The 15,034-nt window shown below is 58.5% G+C and carries 13 protein-coding genes; 9 read left to right on the top strand and 4 right to left on the bottom strand.

The annotated features are described in order from the left end of the window. Positions 1-675 (top strand): DUF1641 domain-containing protein, encoded by a 675-nt coding sequence (locus tag BLQ12_RS01575; protein ID WP_092207585.1) that lies wholly within the window; start codon positions 1-3, stop codon positions 673-675. A gap of 256 nt (positions 676-931) precedes the next feature. Here the strand turns inward: BLQ12_RS01575 and BLQ12_RS01570 are convergent, their stop codons facing one another. Next, positions 932-1,354, bottom strand: a complete 423-nt coding sequence (locus BLQ12_RS01570; RefSeq protein WP_175469423.1) for an RrF2 family transcriptional regulator — start codon at positions 1,352-1,354, stop codon at positions 932-934. Between the two features lie 126 nt (positions 1,355-1,480). On the opposite strand from BLQ12_RS01570, the gene BLQ12_RS01565 reads away from it, so the two are divergent. The 3 genes from BLQ12_RS01565 (at position 1,481) to BLQ12_RS01555 (ending at position 2,911) form a co-directional block, all read left to right on the top strand. Beyond that, complete coding sequence (locus BLQ12_RS01565; RefSeq protein ID WP_092207581.1) at positions 1,481-1,678, top strand: hypothetical protein; 198 nt, start codon at positions 1,481-1,483, stop codon at positions 1,676-1,678. After that, positions 1,678-1,890: a hypothetical protein gene (locus tag BLQ12_RS01560; RefSeq protein WP_092207579.1), complete on the top strand. Its 213-nt coding sequence runs from the start codon at positions 1,678-1,680 to the stop codon at positions 1,888-1,890. The genes BLQ12_RS01565 and BLQ12_RS01560 overlap by 1 nt, the downstream gene beginning before the upstream one ends. Positions 1,891-2,212: 322 nt before the next feature. Next, a complete protein-coding gene (locus BLQ12_RS01555) occupies positions 2,213-2,911 on the top strand; it encodes a DUF554 domain-containing protein (RefSeq protein ID WP_092207577.1) in 699 nt (232 codons plus the stop codon). Between the two features lie 421 nt (positions 2,912-3,332). On the opposite strand, the gene BLQ12_RS01550 is transcribed toward BLQ12_RS01555, so the two are convergent. Beyond that, complete coding sequence (locus tag BLQ12_RS01550; RefSeq protein ID WP_254781942.1) at positions 3,333-4,841, bottom strand: monomeric [FeFe] hydrogenase; 1,509 nt, start codon at positions 4,839-4,841, stop codon at positions 3,333-3,335. Between the two features lie 229 nt (positions 4,842-5,070). Next, positions 5,071-6,354 carry a citrate synthase gene (locus BLQ12_RS01545; protein WP_092207573.1) on the bottom strand — a complete coding sequence of 428 codons (1,284 nt, stop codon included), beginning with the start codon at positions 6,352-6,354 and terminating at the stop codon, positions 5,071-5,073. Positions 6,355-7,082: 728 nt separating this feature from the next. On the opposite strand from BLQ12_RS01545, the gene BLQ12_RS01540 reads away from it, so the two are divergent. After that, entirely contained in the window at positions 7,083-7,841 is a 759-nt protein-coding gene (locus BLQ12_RS01540) for a TIGR04219 family outer membrane beta-barrel protein (RefSeq protein WP_175469422.1), read from the top strand. Between the two features lie 59 nt (positions 7,842-7,900). Here the strand turns inward: BLQ12_RS01540 and BLQ12_RS01535 are convergent, their stop codons facing one another. Further along, positions 7,901-8,152 carry a glutaredoxin family protein gene (locus BLQ12_RS01535; protein WP_092207571.1) on the bottom strand — a complete coding sequence of 84 codons (252 nt, stop codon included), beginning with the start codon at positions 8,150-8,152 and terminating at the stop codon, positions 7,901-7,903. Positions 8,153-8,502: 350 nt separating this feature from the next. Here BLQ12_RS01535 and BLQ12_RS01525 point away from each other — a divergent pair, with 350 nt between their 5' ends. From BLQ12_RS01525 to clpB, 4 genes are all read left to right on the top strand, one after another. Continuing rightward, the gene (locus BLQ12_RS01525; protein WP_092207569.1) at positions 8,503-9,123 is read left to right on the top strand and encodes a hypothetical protein; all 621 of its coding nucleotides are present in this window, start codon (positions 8,503-8,505) and stop codon (positions 9,121-9,123) included. A 144-nt stretch (positions 9,124-9,267) separates the two neighbouring features. Then, positions 9,268-11,088, top strand: a complete 1,821-nt coding sequence (locus tag BLQ12_RS01520; protein WP_139163797.1) for a diguanylate cyclase domain-containing protein — start codon at positions 9,268-9,270, stop codon at positions 11,086-11,088. Beyond that, a complete protein-coding gene (gene cbiR, locus BLQ12_RS01515) occupies positions 11,088-11,861 on the top strand; it encodes a cobamide remodeling phosphodiesterase CbiR (protein ID WP_092207565.1) in 774 nt (257 codons plus the stop codon). Before BLQ12_RS01520 ends, cbiR begins: the two co-directional genes overlap by 1 nt. A gap of 367 nt (positions 11,862-12,228) precedes the next feature. Then, positions 12,229-14,826, top strand: coding sequence for an ATP-dependent chaperone ClpB (clpB, locus tag BLQ12_RS01510; RefSeq protein ID WP_092207563.1), 2,598 nt, complete (start codon positions 12,229-12,231; stop codon positions 14,824-14,826). Positions 14,827-15,034 lie beyond the last annotated feature (208 nt).

The following is a 15,034-nucleotide window of genomic DNA, read 5'->3' as shown; positions in this document are numbered from 1 at the left end:
ATGACCAACGAGGAATTGATACTTCAAAAGCTTGAAAAGCTGGATCGCCTTGAAGAGCAGCTTGCTCCCATTATTCAGGGTCACAAGGCGCGCACCGAGCTCATGGCGGACTTATCCCCCTTGGGACGGCAGGCAGCACACCTGGTGACCCGGGGGCTCCAGGAGGTGGAGACCAGCTTTCAGGCCGACGATGTCTTGGACCTGCTCACCATGGTGGCGAGGAACACGCGAAATTTTTCGTACGCCCTGCGCCAGTTTGAGAGCCTGCTCGATTTTATGAAGGACATGGCCCCGCTGATGAAATCCACGGTGCCCAAGCTCGTCAGCTACCTGGATACCCTGGATCAGAGGGGTGTCTTCCGGGTCCTGAAGATCTGGATGGTGGACTTCAGGGAGAAAATTGCCGCCAACTACGGGCCGGAAGAGTCGGAAGAGATCATCGACGGCATCGTGGCCTTCATCGGCCTTGCCAAGACCCTCTCCGATCCGAAAGCCGTTGAGTTCTTGACGCGTGCCGCGGCCCTGCCCGGCATGGTGGATCTGGACAACGCGCCCAAGGTGGGCCCGGCCGGTCTTGCCATGGCAAGTTTCAGCGATGAGATGAAAGAGGGACTGGGGGTGGTGGTGGAACTCACCAAGGCCCTTGGGAAACTCAAGGAGACCGAAGGCGAATAGGCCTCGATTCATTCGGGATCAGGAAAGGGCGGTGCATGTCGGGCCGCCTTTTTTTGTAACGGCCCAGCCCCCTGAAAATCCTCCGGCGGCAAGGTGTGCCACTTTAAAAGCGGCTTACGGATGCGCTTTGTTCCCTCGTTCCTCGGGGCAAAGCGCATCCGTCCTTAAAACGTAATCCACTCGAGCAGATTTTTTAAGACCTGCTGGTTAAACTTTTTGAAAGTTTAGCCCCCGGCAGGGCCGCCGGAGGCTTTTGTTATTTTTGGGTGGGGCTGTGGGGATCCATGAGGTCGGAGATCTTGACCTGGTCGAGGTTTGCGTACAGGGCGTCCGTAGCCTCTTTCCATGCCTGGCGGAACCTGCAGCTGGTGGCCTTGATACAGGTTTCCGGTGAACTGATGCACTCCACCAGCTCGTCCTGGCCTTCAAATAGGCGCACCACGCGGCCGAGGCTGATTTCTTCCGGGGGGACGTTGAGCACATGGCCGCCTTTGGGCCCTCGCACGCTTCGCACGATACCTGCCAGCCGCAACAGGCGAATCAACTGCTCCAGGTATTTCATGGGAATGTCCTGGCGGCGGGCAATTTCGCTGACCTGAAGGGGGATTCCCGTGGCATGGTGCCGGGCCAGCTCAACAAGGATGCGGGCGCCATAACGACTTTTGGTGGAGAGTTTCATGGGGTTCCTTAAGATGTGGTGTTGCATATCAACAAAGTCAAGTTAATGGAGTTCCCGCAGACGTGTCAACGTTTTTTAAGGCGCAGGTTCCCATGGGCCGGCTCCCGGGGTAACAGGAGGAAAAAGATGCCGGACGCTTATCTTGTAGAGATTCACAGGTTTCTTGCAGGGAAAAAAAAGGAGGCGCAACAGGGCCTCGAAGGGGCTGAGGACGCCCGTACCAAGGCGTTCTACACAGGAATGCTCCATGAGGTGGCCGCCATGGCGGCCCTTGTGACGGAAAGGTACGATATGGATTTCCGTGATTACGGGGAGGCGGTGTGATGAGCCATACCCATCTGATTGAACTCTACGCCTACATCGGTGGGCGCCAGGATGAGTCAAAGGCCCTGCGCCTTGACCCCGGTTCATCTGAGGCCGCGCGGAACGAGGCCGAAGGGGCCGAAACCTTTCTCGCCGATGCCATGGCGTTTCTCTCCTCCAGCTACCACGGCAAGCTCCCCAAGCGGCTGCGAGCCAGGTACCTTCCGAAGTAACCCTTTCCCCGCGGTTCATTTGGTCCTTTTTCAGCCCCCTTCATCTGTGGTAAGAAAAGCAGGTTTTTAGTGCCTAATTTCAGTTTATGCCTCCGGCGGCCCTGCCGGGGGCTAAACTTTTATAAAGTTTAACAAATAGGTCATAGAAAAAACCGTTTGAATCAATGACGTTTTAAAGGCGGATGTGATTTGACCCGAGGAACGAGGGGCAAAACGCATTCGCAACCTGCTTTCAAGGTGGCACACCTTGCCGCCGGAGGCAGCTTTTTGAGTGCAGAATAGTTATGATTTTTAAGCAGATACGATAGAAAAAGGAATGTCGATGCTGGGAACTGTGGTCAACGCGTGCGCAATTATTGCAGGGTGCCTCACCGGCCTTGTGTTCAAAGGCGGCATCGCAGAAAAATACAAGGAGACGGTGATCCATGCCGTGGCCCTGGCCGTGGTCCTGGTGGGGCTCAAGGCCGCCTTTGCCTCCGAAGCCCTGCTCGCGGTCATCCTCTCGCTGGTCATCGGCGCCCTCATGGGCGAGTGGATGGATATCGAAGGGCGACTCCAGGGGCTCGGGGAGTGGCTGGAGACAAAGGTCCCCGGTGGCGAAGGATCCCTTGCCAAGGGGTTTGTCACGGCGAGCCTGGTCTTCTGCGTGGGATCCATGGCCATTGTGGGGGCCCTTGAAAGCGGGCTCACCGGCAACCACCAGACCCTCTACGCCAAGGCCATTTTAGACGGCATCATCTCCGTGATCTTTACCACCACCATGGGCATCGGCGTGATCTTCTCCGCCGTGGCCGTCTTTCTCTACCAGGGGAGCATCACCCTCACCGCCACCGTCATGAAGCAGTTTCTCACCCCCGAGGTGGTGGCCCAGATGACCTCCGTGGGCGGCCTTCTCATCCTTACCATCGGTCTCAACATGCTTAACGTCACCAAGATTCGCGTGGGCAACATGCTCCCCGCCATTTTTCTGCCCCTGCTCTGGTTCATCGCCAGGGGTGCCCTGCCTGTATTTTCTTTTTAACAGGAAAAAAAGCCTCCGGCGGCAAGGTGTGCCACCTTGAAAGCAGGTTGCGAATGCTCTCGGGTCGATCACATTCGCTGATGGGCTACGCCCGTTGGTAATAATTGGAGTGGTATAGTCTACGTTGGCGGGTAGGGAATCCCTATGGCAGGGGAGTAAAGAATTGCAGAACTTCAGGGCTGCTGTGTGTCTCGTGACATATCCTGGTTAAAGCTGATTTCGGAAAATCACGATATCGTGTCCACCGTTTTACGCCGCTTGTGGGAACGCCCGGATAGTCATCCATCTTTGATGTCGGGCGTAGCCCACAGTGAACGCCCTTGCGCTTTTTCCTGAGGTACGAAGGAAAAAGCGCAAGGGCCTCCAGCTTTCGAGGTGGCTCACCTCGCCGCCGGAGGCATGCTTTTTATTTGAGCTGTGATTACCCTTCGATCCCTCTGGGGCTCTCTTTCAAAAACGCCTGGAGTTTTCTTCCCGCCTTTTTACCGGGCTCAACGCCCGAGGGGCCGGCAATGCAGCCGCCTTCACATCCCATGATCTCCACGAAATTTCCCGGGCATTTTTTCGCATAGGATTTCAGTTTTTTGACCGAGCGTTTGTCCAGGCCGTTGACAGCCACAGGTTCGATGGCAGCGCGGTCTCCGATATAGGCCTTGATGCCTTCGGTGACGCCGCCGGAAACGGGAAAGCCGCGGCCTTCGGCCAGGCCTGCCAGATCAAAGGCGGTGTCCTCGCACTGGAGGATCTCGATGTTGCGCGCAGCCAGCAGGGCCCTTAACTCCCGGAAGGTGAGGACGTGGTCCACGAAGGGGTCGTCGGAGGCCTCTTTGCGTTTGGCCACGCAGGGGCCGATAAAGACGGTGACGGAGTCCGGGGCCTCTTCCTTGGCGGTCTGGGCCGTGTAGTGCATGGGTGTCCGTGTGTCCGAGACAAAGGGCTTGAGCTCCGGCAGGTGTTTTTCCACGCATTCGGTGTACGCGGGGCAGCAGGAAGAGGTCATGAAGGGAGCCCCTTCTTCCATGCGCTCCACAAATTCATCGGCTTCACAGATGGCGGTTTTGTCCGCCCCGGAGGCCACCTCGAAGACGTGGGAAAACCCGGCGGACTTCAGGGCGCCCACGAGCTGCCCCATGGTGGAGGGGGTCTCCCCGATGATGGCCGGGGCCACCAGGGCGGTGACGCGTTTGCCTTCGGCCATCTCCCGGATGACATCCACCAGCTGGGAGCGCTCCAGGATGGCGTTGAAAGGGCAGGCCGCCAGGCATTTTCCGCAGAAGATGCACTTGTCGTAGTCGATGGTCTCCTTGCTGTTGCTCATTTTGGAGATGGCACCGGTGGGGCAGGACTCCTCGCAGGGAATGGGGATGCGCACGATGGCGTGGTAGGGGCAGACGTCCATGCATTTTCCGCACTGGATGCACCGGTCCGGATCGATAATGGATTTTCCGTTCACCAACTCCACGGCGCCCTTGGGGCAGACCTCCACGCAGGCATGGGTGAGGCATCCCCTGCAGGCGTTGGTGGCTTCGTACCGGGTGCGCACGCAGCCGTTGCAGGCTTCGTCGATGACCGTAAGGACGGGGTTGGGTGCTCCCTTGCGGGTGAGGCTCATCTCGGCGTATCGGGAGAGGGGCACGAGCTCGTCTTCTTCCTCTTCAATGCCGAAGCCCAGAAGGGCCATGAGGCGGTACTTCAAGATGGCACGGTCCCGGTAGACACAGCACCGGCTGTGGTCTTCGCCGCGGGGGCGCATCTCCACGGGAATACGGTTGACGGTGTCTGTGAAGTTTTCTGAATCAAAGGCTCGGATGAGTCGGACCATGAGTTCAAAGTGGGTGGTGGCGCTGTAGCTTTTAAAAAACACGGGCGGTTCCTTGGGTTCGGGTCTTGCGGTGATACGGGCGTCTCGACGCCGGGTGAATGCGTCCATAGCCCCACGTGTATCACAGGTTCCGGCAGAAACATGTCGCCTGCGGGACAGAGCGCAAAAAGGATACCGCTTTCCACGGCCCAGGCGCGGGGGCGTTGTGAACATCATAAAAAATCAAAGAGGTTGTATAGCGGATTGTGCCGGGGCCGGTCAATACCGGAATGGGGCATACTGGGAAGGGGCGGGCAAACACCCCCGCCAGAGGCGGCGGGGGCGTTTTTTTGATTTGCTATCGCTGGTTCATGGGCAGGTAGTCGGTGACGGTGTTGCCGGTGTACACCTGACGGGGCCTGCTGATTTTCCAGTTGGGATCGTCGGCCCCTTCCTTCCACTGGGAGATCCAGCCGGGGAGTCGGCCGATGGCGAACATCACGGTGAACATCTCCGTGGGAATGCCCATGGCCCGCAGGACGATGCCGCTGTAGAAGTCCACGTTGGGGTAGAGGTTCTTGTCGACAAAGTAGGGATCGGTAAGGGCCACCTCTTCAAGCCGTCTTGCGATGTCGAGGAGGGGGTCTTCCACCTTGAGTTTGGGCAGGACGGTGTCGCACATCTTTTTCATGATTTTTGCCCGGGGGTCATAGGTCTTGTACACCCTGTGCCCGAAGCCCATGAGACGGAAGGGGTCGTCCTTGTCCTTGGCGCGCTTGACCACATCCTCAATGTCCGCCCCGCTCTGGTGGATATTGGTGAGCATCTCGATGACCGCCTGGTTGGCACCGCCGTGCAGGGGCCCCCAGAGGGCGGCAATACCTGCGGAGATGGCTGCGTAAAGGTTCACGCGCCCGCTGCCCACCACGCGAACGGCCGCCGTGGAGCAGTTCTGCTCGTGGTCGCCGTGGAGGATCCAGAAGACGTTCAGGGCTTCCACAATGTCCGGGTCGAGCTCGTAGGGCCTCACCGGCGAGTCAAACATCATGTTGAGAAAGTTCGCGCAGTAGGAATAGTCCGCCCTGGGGTAGACCACTTTGTGGCCCCGGGAGATACGGTAACTCATGGCCGCCATGGTGCGGATCTTGGAGAGGAGCCGCAGGAAGGTGCGGTTGATCCCTTCCGGGTCCGTGTCTTCGAGCTCCGGATAGAAGCTTCGCAGGGCGTTGAGCATGGCGGACAGAATCCCCATGGGGTGCGCCCGCCTGGGAAAATTCTGGTAGAAGATCTGCATGTCTTCGTGGATGAGCGAGTCATCGTTGAGCTGGACGCTGGTCCGGGTCAGCTCCTGCCTGTTGGGCAGCCTGCCGTTGATGAGAAGGTAGGCTGTCTCGACGAAACTGGAGTGCTCGGCGAGCTGCTCCACCGGAATGCCCCGGTAGCGCAGGATTCCTTTTTCTCCGTCCATAAAGGTGATGGCGGATGTGCAGCTGCCTGTGTTGCCAAAGCCGGGGTCCATGGTGATGTACCCGGTTTGCTGGCGCAGTTTGGTGATGTCGAAGGCTTTTTCCCCTTCAGAACCCACAACCACCGGGAATTCGTAGGTCTTTCCCTCGATGATCATTTTTACCACTTCAGACATGGTATTCCTCCTTTTTACGGTTGCCCTGCGGGGCTGTGCGGATACAGCTTCGGGAAGGTACCGAAGACAGCTTCGGGAAGACTCCGGCCGTGCTGGTTTTTTTGTGCGGGCGGATGCGGTCAGTCAAGGGTGCGGTTCAGCCGCATGCTCATGATTCTCCGACAGGTGGTACGGGGCACCATTATATTGGGTATCCGGGTGAAGAGCCCGGAGACCGGATGGCACTATACAGCCGTGCCATTTTTTCATCCACCCTAATAAAACTATCCCCATAGAATCGTGGATGAGGCCCCGGCATGCGCGTTTTGTTCTGCGCATGCCTGCTCAGGTTTTCCGCCTTTGTGTTCGGCTCGGTGAAAAAACAGTCATATCCCGTTGGTGTGCCTTGTCAGGGTGCAGGGATCCGTTTCATTTTGTTTCGTGTTGTTGATCATTGCTAATGAGCCTGTCAGAGTGAGGTCAACGGCCTAAAATATCTGATTCATCCTTTCAGGTCAAGGAGTTCCAGCGATACCGGTCTGGAGAAAGGTTTTTTTCATGAGTTAATTCGAAAGGGATGAAAGCTTGTTATTTAAGATATATTCGGCTATTTTGACCGTTGTTGACGATGGCATCTCATTGTTTTATAAACGAAATGCCTTAAGGAATGATGTTGCCTGACGATATAGAGGACAACGGGTTTGTCCCGCCATAATGATCAGCTCAAAACGATGGAGGAAAAAATACGTATGAAACGATGGTTATTCATTTTGCTTGCAGTCGCAGCTGTCATGGTGCCCGGACGCTCCTTTGCGCTCCTCGGCCTTGTAAGTGTGGAAGGGGCTGTGGGAGGGTTCATGCCGTCTCCGTCCGGTGACTTTCAGTACGGAAGCGGAGACAGCGGAGACCTGGAGTCCATCCTGGGCTTTGACAACGAAGTGTTTCCCGCGGCCCGCCTTCGCGTGGAGCTGCCCCTGGTCATTCCCAACGTTTATCTCATGGCCTCGCCCATGGAGTTCGAGGGAAACCTTACCGAGGAGTTTGATTACGGGGATAAGACCTTTGCTGCCAACTCTGCAACCAAGCTGACCCTTAACCAGTATGACATGGGCCTCTTCTACGGGGTGCCCTTTGTGGGGCTGGCGACCCTGGGCCGCCTGGGACTGGATGTGGGCCTTGATATTCGCGTGGTGGATATAGAAGCCGAGATGACCGATTCCGTGACCAAAGAGACACGCACCGAAAGTGCCACGGTGCCCGTTCCCCTTTTGTTTGTTGCAGGTCAGCTCAAGCTCATCGGTGGCTTTGCCGTGGAAGCTGAGATCCGGGGCCTGGACGTGAGCTACGCCCGTATCATCAGCGCCATCGGCCGCGTGAAGTACAACACCATGGGGCCGCTTTTCATCGCCGCCGGTTACCGCCACGAAGAGGTTGAGGTGGACGAGGATGATTTCGACGTCGACCTGACCTTTGCCGGTCCCTTTGCCGAGGTGGGTTTTTCCTTTTAGGCCCCTGGGCCATGCCCATTGTGATTTTATAGAAAGCGGCTCCCTCGGGAGCCGCTTTTTTATTGGGCTCCCATCTTCTTGAGGTCGGCTTCAAGGGTGGCCTCGTTGAACACCTTGCCCTTGCGCCATGTGCCGTTGAACTCCAGAGTGGGCACCACCCACTGGCCGCCGTTGATTTCAGCGACCTTGTCCACGACTTCTTTGGGGGCTGTTTCGATGTCGATGGATTCAAAGGGAATGCTCTTTTCTTTAAGGTATGTTTCGGTCCGGGTGCAGTGAGGGCACCAGGAGGCAGAGTAAACTTTCAGCATGGATTTTCTTCCTTGGATGGTGGTTTTGAAACGGGAAGCGGGCAGGCCGCTTCTGCCTTCCGGGGTTGTTGATCTTTTCCTGCAAGTGTGGCAGTGTGTTTTCCAGTTGATTTTTAAGGCATCCCGTAAGCAACGTGCTGACTCTGTTGCAGATGACCCTGGCGTGGAGATGTTTCCCGGGGAAGTATACCATACTTATAGGACCGTCTGGAAAAAGTCGACGCCTGAACATGACCGAAGCCCTGCCCGGTTCACCCACACGATGCGGATGCCCACAAGGCACCCCGTGCTCCGGGTCGGCAACGGCGGGTTCCGTCGCCAATCATATTCAATTTGAACAGGAATTCTCCATGATGAAAAGACTTTCGAGCATCGCAGCCTCCCTTCTTATGGTCACAGCCACCCTTTTAATAACCGTCCCTTCAGCGTCTGCAGAGGGGCTCAGTTTCGGGATTTCAGCCAACAACCGCGCCGTTGGAACGAACGTCAGCATGCTGACGAGCAGCCCCCTGGGGACCCTTGAGGTGGGCGGCGGGCTCATGTACAACGAAGACCGGTATACCATCGGAAGCGGCCTTGTCAGCGTCAAAAGCGACAACCTGAGCCCCGGTCTCAGGTACGGCCTGGGTTTCAAGTACGTGCTGGGTTCCATGAAGAGCAAGGACAAGAGCCAGCGGGCCGACCTCAGCGCCCTGGGCTTTAACGTGGGGGCCGGATACGAGCTGCCCGCCACCATCAACCCCTTCAACATTCCCATTGAGGTGACCGCCGACATGACCCTGGCCCCTGAGTCCATTACCTTTGACGAGACCGACGGGTACATGGATTTCAGCGTTGGACTGAGGTTTTACCTTTTGGAGAATGCGTACGTGACCCTGACGCATACTTACATCGATGCGGAATTTGATACCGGTCATACCTGGAGCCGGTACATCAATGAAACCACCTGCGGCGTGGTGCTGACGTACTGATCCGTCCCTGCGGTTGATCGACGGAAAATCGTATGAGGGTCGGCCACCGGGTGGCCGGCCCTTTTTTTTGGTGGGCCGGGGACTCTACCCGGGCCGATGCAATGGGATCATCAACCTCAATGCCTGAGGGGGCAGGAGTTATCGATGGACGAGAAAGAGGGCAAGACCCTGGGGCTGCGAGCCCGCATTACCGCCTGGATTACAGGGGTTCTTGTGGTTATGGCTCTGTTCTTTTTTGCCTTTGTACACCACCAGACCCGCTCCGTTTACATCGCAACCCTTGATGCCGCGCTGCTTGCAAGGGGTGAGCTGGCGGCCCGGGGAGGCATGGGACCGGGAACACCCCTTTTGCAGAATCCCGGTGGCACCGCAGTGGAATGGGTCGAGACACCGACTCTCTTTCTGGGGGTGCTGGTGGAAGGGCAGGGCGATTCAAAGGCCATGCAGGGGGTGGGGGCGGCAGCGTCTGCCCTCGGTTCCGAGGTGGCGGCCCATGGGGACATGCTGGCGGAAGCCAGGCGTAAGGGGGGACCCGTTGCCCGAACGGCGGGGTTGAGGGGCGGCACCTTTCGATTGATGGCCTTGCCCCCCGCAGGGGAAAACGGTGTGGGAACCCTGGTCTTTACCCCGGTTTTTGCCCACCCCAGGGGGACCGAGGGCCTTGAAGCCCGGTTTGCCGTGGCCGCAGTGTGCCTTTTGGGCGTGATCCTGGCCGGGGGGACCCTGTTCACCTGGCATCTGATTCGTCCCATCGAAGAGCTGCGGGACGTCTCGGAGAAGATTGCCGAAGGCAACCTCGACGCGGGGGTCCAGCTTTCGGGAAGTGCTGAGTTTGTCTCCCTGTCCCGGAGCATCAACCGCATGCGCCGTGCCATTGCCGACATGCTCCATGAGTCAACGCGCCAGAACCAGGCCCTTGTGGACAAGGGTGGAGAGCTTGAATCGTCCAACCGGGAGCTGGAGCGGGCCATTTTTACGGCCAACCAGATGACGGCCGAGGCCGAGATCCGCAGCTACGAACTGGAGCATGAGATTGCCCAGCGCCACCAGGCGGAAGAGGCCCTCCGGTCCAGTGAAGAGAAGTACCGGACCATTGTGGAGAACATGAAGGAAGGGTATTGCGAGGTGAGCCGGGATGGCTGCATCACCTTTGTCAACGCCGCCATGTGTGAGATCTGCGGGTATGAGGCGGATGAAATCCTGGGGATGTACAGGGGGCAGTTTGTTGTCGAAGAGAAGCGTGACGAGGTGATGTCCCGGTTTGCCGCTGTTCTTGAAGGCAACGACGAGGTGACCGAATTCGATTACCCGATCCTTCGAAAAGACGGGCGTAAACGCCATATCGGCGTGTCGGTTTCTCTGATCCGGAACGGGGCGGGGGACCGGGAAGGCTACCGCACCATTGTCCGGGATGTGGAGGCGAGGAAGCGCTACGAAGAAGAGCTGATCTACATGGCCTACCACGACCCCCTGACGGGGCTTAAGAACCGCAAGGGGTTTTACGAACGTCTGGAGACGGACATCCTGAGGGCCAAGCGTTACGGGGGGCAGGTGGCTCTTTTGTATATCGATATCGACCGCTTTAAAGAGGTCAACGACACCCTGGGCCATGAGGCCGGAGACGAGGTCCTTCGGCAGATCACCCGGCGGCTCGTGGACAACCTTCGCCAGAGCGACTGCGTGGCGCGGGTGGGGGGCGACGAATTTGCCGTGGTTCTGGACAACGCAGACGGGTGTGATGTGGAGGTGGTGGTGCGCAAGGTGGCCGTTATCCTGGCCCAGCCCTACAGCGCCGGGGGCCGGGATGTGGCCTATGTCTCGGGCAGTGTTGGGGTGGCCCTGTTCCCCGAGGACGCCGTGACGGCCAGTGATCTGATCCGGTATGCGGACAGCGCCATGTATGAAGTCAAACGCAGCCGCAAAGCCTCACGGTGCCATTGCCGGGGGGAAGGAGTCCATGCCTGATGGAATCGATACCGACAACCAGCTATAAAAACCGGTTCCCCTTTTCCCTTACCGTGCCCTCCTGGCTCTATCCGGCGGGGTACGAAGAGAATGTGGCCCGGGTGGCCCCCTTTGTGGACGGGGTGGAGCTCCTTTTTTTCGAGGGCAGGCCCGAGAGCCTTCCGGTCCCGGAGACCTTCCGAGCCCTGGCAGAGCTCCGGGAGCGCCATGGGCTCTCCTACAACATCCACATGCCCATCGACGAGAACCTGGCCTCTGCGGATGGGGGCGAAAGGGCGCGGTCTCTGGACGCCCACAAGCGGCTCTTCGAGCTGGTGGCTCCTTTGGAGCCGGTAACCCATACCATCCATCTGGAACAGCCCAAAGGCACCGATCCGGCGGCATGGACCCTATGGGCCTGTCAAAGCCTGGAAGCCCTTGCAGGGGGCATGGACCCTTCCAGGGTCACCGTGGAGACCCTGGACTACGACCTGCTGCCATTGGCCGATACCCTGGAGTCTCTGGGATACAGGGTCTGCCTTGATCTGGGGCATCTCATTCACTTCGGTCTTCCCGTGGAGGAGACCATCCGCCGTCTTGGCCCCCTGTGCCGCATGGTCCACCTCCACGGGGTGGCCGGTGGAAAAGACCACCGCGCCCTTTCCCTCATGGATCCGGCCCTTTTTCAGCGCCTCCTTCCCTTTTTGTCCACCTACACCCACACCCTCTCCATGGAAATCTTCAAGGCCGCTCCCTGTTTCGACTCCATCGATTTTCTCGCTGAACATCTGTAACGATTCAGCGTGTGCCTCCGGCGGCCCTGCCGGGAACCAAATTATTGAAAAATTTTTGAAAATAGCTTCGGTTTAATCTGAATCAATGGCGAATGTGATTTTCCCTGAGGAACGAAGGGGAAAGCGCATTCGCAACCTGCTTTCGAGGTGGCTCACCTCGCCGCCGGAGGCAGGTTTTCCCCGCCCACTTTAACCATAAGAAGGCATCGCTTTTGCATTTATCGACCGGTTGACACCACGGTATGGGTGGTTAATTTCTTCATTGAACGCATCGGTAAGACGACAGAGCTTCTGCGATGAACAATGCGAAAAGCTGTGAAGGCCCGACCGTGGGGGGAGGGTCTTTCAAGACGTAAAGGAGTGGATGATGCGATTTGACCGATTGACGGTAAAGTCCCAGGAGATGATCCAGGAGGCCCATGAGCTGGCCTCTCACAAGGGCAACCCCCAGATAGAGCCGGAGCACATGCTGGCGGCGATGATGGAGGACCGGGAGGGGATTGTCCTCTCCATTTTTCGCAAAATGGGCGTGCCCCTTGACGGGGTTTCCCGCCAGCTGACGGAGATCCTGGGGCGGTTGCCCCAGGTGAGCGGGGCTGCAGGGGACGCCACCTTGTCCCAGGAATCCAGGCAGGTGTTGAACCATGCCTTCGGCGAAGCCGAGACCATGAAAGACGAGTATGTCAGCGTGGAGCATCTTCTCCTGGCCCTTGCCGGGTGCGGGAGAAAAGGGGTGAAGGAGCTCTTTTCCCGCTTCGGTCTCACCCGGGAGGCCCTGCTTTCGGTGCTCATGGAGATCCGGGGGAGCCAGCGGGTCACGGATCCCAACCCCGAGGCGACCTACCAGGCCCTTGAGAAGTTTTCCCGGGACTTAACGGAGCTGGCCCGGGCCGGCAAGCTGGACCCGGTCATCGGAAGGGACGAAGAGATTCGCCGCGTGGTGCAGGTGCTCTCCAGGCGCCGGAAGAACAACCCGGTCCTCATCGGGGAACCCGGGGTGGGCAAGACCGCCATCGTGGAAGGGCTGGCCCGCCGCATCGTGGAAGGGGACGTGCCCGAGATTTTGAAAAACAGGCGCCTTGCCGCCCTGGACATGGGGGCCCTTGTGGCCGGTGCCAAGTTCCGCGGAGAGTTCGAAGAGCGGCTGAAAGCCGTCCTTAAAGAGGTGGAGGACGCCGATGGCGAGATTGTCCTTTTCATCGACGAACTCCATACGGTGGTGGGGGCCGGAGCCGCCGAAGGGTCCATGGACGCCTCCAACCTGCTGAAACCGGCCCTGGCCCGCGGGGTCCTGCGCTGTGTGGGGGCCACCACCCTGGATGAGTACAGAAAGTACATCGAAAAGGACGCGGCCTTAGAGCGTCGGTTCCAGCCGGTCTTTACCGCAGAACCCAGCGTGGAGGACACCATCTCCATCCTGCGCGGGCTCAAAGAGAAGTACGAGGTGCACCACGGGGTGCGCATCAAGGACTCTGCCATTGTGGCGGCGGCAACCCTTTCCAACCGGTACATCGCGGACCGGTTTCTTCCGGACAAAGCCATTGACCTCATCGACGAGTGCGCTTCCCGGCTTCGCATCGAGATTGACAGCATGCCTGCCGAGATTGACGAGATGATGCGGCGCATCACCCAGCTGGAGGTGGAGAAGCAGGCCCTCACCAAGGAGAACGACCGGGGCTCCAAGGATCGTCTGGAGTCCCTGGAGCGGGAGCTGGGCCAGCTTCGGGAGGAGACCAACAGCAAGAAGGCCCACTGGGCCAACGAAAAAGCGGTCATCGATCGCATCCGCAGTCTCAAGGAAGAGCAGGAGCAGCTGGGCATCGAGGAAGAGCGCGCCGAACGGGAAGGGGATCTGGCCCGGGTGGCTGAGCTCCGGTACGGGCGCAGCGAGGAGCTCAAGCGCGCCCAGGCCGAAGCCAACGAGGCCCTGGCCGAGCTCCAGAAAGATCGCAAGATGCTCAAGGAGGAGGTGGACGACGAGGACGTGGCCGAGGTGATCTCCCACTGGACCGGCATCCCGGTGGCCAAGATGTTGGAAGGGGAGATGGAGCGCCTTCTTGCCATGGAAGAGGGGCTGGGCAAGCGCGTGGTCGGCCAGAAACGGGCCATCACGGCCGTCTCCGATGCGGTGCGGCGCGCGCGTTCCGGTCTCCAGGACGCCAACCGGCCCGTGGGTTCTTTTATTTTCATGGGGCCCACGGGCGTGGGGAAAACAGAGCTTGCCAAGGCCCTGGCCGAGTTTCTCTTTGACGACGAACGGGCCCTGGTGCGCATCGACATGAGCGAGTACATGGAAAAACATGCGGTGGCACGGCTCATCGGGGCACCTCCGGGGTACGTGGGCTACGACGAGGGCGGGTACCTCACCGAGGCCATTCGCAGGCGTCCCTACGCCGTGGTGCTCTTTGACGAGATCGAAAAGGCCCACCCCGATGTGTTCAACCTCCTGCTCCAGATCCTGGACGACGGGCGGATGACGGACAGCCAGGGGCGCACCGTTGATTTCAGGAACACCCTGATCATGCTCACCTCCAACATCGGCAGCCACGTGATCCAGGAGTACGGCGGAGAAAACCGTGCCGAGATGGAAGCTAAGGTGGAGTCCATGCTGCAGGCATCGTTCCGGCCCGAGTTTTTGAACCGCATCGATGAGACGGTGATCTTTGACAGCCTGACCCGGGATGATTTGTCCCGTATTGTCGAGCTGCAGTTGAAGCGGGTGACCGAGCGGCTGAAAGCACGGGGTATCGGGTTTTCCGTCTCGGAGGCGGCGGTGGCTCATCTGGTGGCATCGGGGTTCGATCCCGTGTTCGGAGCACGGCCCCTGAAGCGCGCCATCCAGCGGGAGGTGGAGAATCCCCTGGCCGTGGAGATCCTCAAGGGGCGCTTTGGGGACGGGGACACCATTGGCGTGGATGCGGGAGCTGACGGGCTTGTGTTTGAATTGTCCCCTGAGTCAAAATAGCAAATAGAAGTTTCCTTTTTGAGGAAGCCGTATACATTGTCAAGGTCGGAGCAGCGAAGTAATAAGCGCTGTTCCGGCCTTTTTTTATTCAATTTAAAGGGTGCTCTCCGTGGGGAGTCGCAAGCTAATTATTCGCGCGTGATGATTGGATAATTGAGGATTATTCTGCTTTACTTTGACAGAGGGTTCATGTAATCATGATTATTTA

This window comes from Desulfoluna spongiiphila (assembly GCF_900101345.1).
GTDB classification, from domain to species: domain Bacteria; phylum Desulfobacterota; class Desulfobacteria; order Desulfobacterales; family Desulfolunaceae; genus Desulfoluna; species Desulfoluna spongiiphila.
The sequence above is the reverse complement of the archived record's forward strand: the minus strand, read 5'-3'. Positions and strand labels throughout refer to the sequence as shown.